Source organism: Paracidovorax sp. MALMAid1276, from assembly GCF_049198005.1.
In the GTDB taxonomy this organism is placed as follows: Bacteria; Pseudomonadota; Gammaproteobacteria; order Burkholderiales; family Burkholderiaceae_C; genus Acidovorax.
On the sequence record NZ_JBMIRS010000252.1, the window covers coordinates 1 to 2913 of the forward strand.

Here is a 2913-nt window from a genome sequence, read left to right on the forward strand (position 1 = left end):
ATAGCTGTCAGCGCTTATCCAGAAAGCGCTGGAGGTACTTTTTGCTTGAATGGCACCAAGACCTGGATCAGCAACGGTGGCATCGCCGACTTCTACTGCGTATTCGCCAAGACCGACCCGACCGGCGGCACGCGCGGCATCAGTGCCTTCATCGTGGATGCGAACACGCCGGGCCTGGATGCCTCGCGCCACATCCACGTGATGGCGCCGCACCCGCTGGCCACGCTGCAGTTCACCGATTGCACCGTGCCTGCGACGGCGCTGCTGGGCGAAGCCAACGGTGGCTTCAAGCTGGCGATGCGCACGCTGGACATCTTCCGCGCATCCGTCGCCGCCGCCGCTTTGGGCATGGCGCGCCGCGCGCTGGCCGAGGCGGTGCACCACGCGCGCCAGCGCCGCATGTTCGGCCAGACGCTCGCCGACTTCCAGCTCACCCAGGCCAAGATCGGCGAGATGGCTGCGCTGGTGGACAGCGCCGCACTGCTGACCTACCGCGCGGCCTGGCTGCGCGACACGGGCCAAGCGCGCGTCACTGCAGAAGCAGCGATGGCCAAGATGACCGCCACCGAAAACGCCCAGCGCGTGATCGACATGGCGCTGCAGCTGCACGGCGGGCGCGGTGTGGAGGTGGGCAGCAAGGTCGAAAGCCTGTACCGCGACATCCGCTCGCTGCGCATCTACGAAGGTGCCACCGAGGTACAGCAACTCATCATCGGCAAGGCCGTCTTGCAGGAGTGATCTGATGAACATGCGCTCTCCTTCCGCCCAGCCCGACCACTTTGTGCACGACCGCCTGCCGCCGCAGGAGGCCTGGCCCACGCTGCGCTACGAACGGCCCGAGCTGCAGATCGCCCCCCAGGCCAACCTGGTCCAAGCCCTGTTCGACCAGGCCGAGCGCGCGGGCCACGGCGACCGCCCCCTGCTGCGAGGCCCGCACCGCACCTATACCTACCGCGATGCGCGCGACGAGGCCGCACGCATCGCCGAGGTGCTGACCCAGGACCACGGCCTCGTGCCCGGCAATCGCGTGCTGCTGCGCGGGGGCAACACGGTGGAGATGGCGCTGGCGTGGCTGGGCACCGTCTACGCAGGCCTGGTGGCAGTGGCCACCATGCCGCTGCTGCGCGCGGGCGAGCTGGCCAGCATCATCGAGCGCGCCCAGCCCGCGCTGGCGCTGTGCGACGGCCGCCTGCTGGCCGAGCTGCAGTCCGCGCAAACGCAGCAACCGATCCTGGCGAGCATCGTGCCCTTCCATACCGCGCCCGATGCGGCCGACCTGATCCAGCGCGCGCAGGCCAAGCCGGGCACCACGCCGCCCTGCCCCACGTCGGCCGACGACATCGCGCTGATGGCCTTCACCTCCGGCACCACGGGCGCTCCCAAGGCGGCCGTGCACACCCACCGCGACGTGCTCGCGGCCTGCGAGGCCTGGCCGCGCCACGTGCTCCAGGCCACGCCCGACGACATCGTGGCCGGGTCACCTCCGCTGGCATTCACCTTCGGCCTGGGCGGTCTTCTGGTGTTCCCGATGTGGGCGGGCGCGAGCGTTTACTTTCCGGACCAGCCCTACACGCCCGAGACCATGGTGGTGCTGATGCGTGACGCGGGCGTCACCATCTGCTACACCGCGCCCACGTTCTACCGGCAGATGGCGCCGTTCGCGCGGAAGATCGGCCTGCCGCAGCTGCGCATCAGCGTGAGCGCGGGCGAGGGCCTGCCCGACGCCACCCGCCAGCTGTGGAAGGACGCCACCGGCATCGACATGACGGACGGCATCGGCGCCACCGAGATGTTCCACATCTTCGTGTCGTCCGCAGGCGGCGAGACGCGCCCCGGCGCCATCGGCAAGGTGGTGCCCGGCTACACCGCCCGGGTGGTGGACGACGAGGGCCGCGAGGTGCCGCACGGCACCGTGGGCAAACTCGCGGTGATCGGCCCCACGGGCTGCAAATACCTCGACGACCCGCGCCAGGCCAAGTACGTGAAGGACGGCTGGAACTACCCCGGCGACGCCTTCACGCAGGACGCCGACGGCTACTTCTTCTACCAGGCGCGCGACGACGACATGATCATCACCGCGGGCTACAACGTGGGTGGCCCCGAGGTGGAAGACGCCCTGCTGCGCCACCCCGCCGTGGCCGAATGCGGCGTGATCGGCGTGCCCGACGACGAGCGCGGCATGGTGGTCAAGGCCATCTGCGTGCTCAAACCCGGCCACACCGGCGATGCCGCCATGGTCAAGGCGCTGCAGGACCATGTGAAGGCCACCATCGCCCCCTTCAAATACCCCCGCGTAGTGGAGTTCGTGACCGCCCTGCCCCGCACCGAAACCGGCAAGCTGCAACGCTTCAAGCTCCGCCAGGGCGCGGCGGCGCCCTCTGCCGCTCTGCCCACAAAAAACACGCCATGACGATTGAACACACCCTTTTGCAGCCCGAGGGCTGGGTCGCCCCCAAAGGCTATGCCAACGGTGTTGCCGCGCGCGGCACCATGGTCTTCACCGGCGGCCAGATCGGCTGGAACGCGCAGCAGCAGTTCGAGAGCGATGACTTCATCGACCAGACGAAACAGACGCTGATCAACGTGCGCGCGGTGCTGGAAGCCGGCGGCGCCCGGCCGGAGCACCTGGTGCGGCTGACCTGGTACGTGGTGGACCGCAAGGAATACAACGCGCGGCTGAAAGAGCTGGGCGCGGTCTACCGCGAGGTGCTGGGCAAAAACTTCCCGGCGATGGCGTGCGTGCAGGTGGCGGGGTTGATGGAGGAGCGGGCGAAGGTGGAGATCGAGGCGACGGCGGTGGTGCCGGACGGGGTGTGATTGCGGGCTGAGCCTGTCGAAGCCGGGGCGCCTCTCCACCCGTTCGGGCTGAGCTTGTCGAAGCCGGGGCGCCTCTCCACCCGTTCGGGCTGAGCC

General features: G+C 69.1%; 3 protein-coding genes. All 3 read left to right on the plus strand.

Features of this window, described 5'->3' with window-relative positions:
* Window positions 1–738 (plus strand): acyl-CoA dehydrogenase family protein (locus ACOQFS_RS21280; protein ID WP_421564806.1); only part of this gene is annotated, 738 nt, incomplete at its 5' end.
* A gap of 10 nt (window positions 739–748) precedes the next feature.
* Complete coding sequence (locus ACOQFS_RS21285; protein ID WP_421564808.1) at window positions 749–2410, plus strand: AMP-binding protein; 1662 nt, start codon at window positions 749–751, stop codon at window positions 2408–2410.
* The gene (locus tag ACOQFS_RS21290) at window positions 2407–2817 is read left to right on the plus strand and encodes a RidA family protein (RefSeq protein WP_421564807.1); all 411 of its coding nucleotides are present in this window, start codon (window positions 2407–2409) and stop codon (window positions 2815–2817) included. The genes ACOQFS_RS21285 and ACOQFS_RS21290 overlap by 4 nt, the downstream gene beginning before the upstream one ends.
* Window positions 2818–2913 lie beyond the last annotated feature (96 nt).

Coding starts and splice junctions, on each gene's coding strand:
- ACOQFS_RS21285 (WP_421564808.1), top strand. CDS start 749: ATGCGCTCTCCTTCCGCCCAGCCCGACCACTTTGTGCACGACCGCCTG.
- ACOQFS_RS21290 (WP_421564807.1), top strand. CDS start 2,407: ATGACGATTGAACACACCCTTTTGCAGCCCGAGGGCTGGGTCGCCCCC.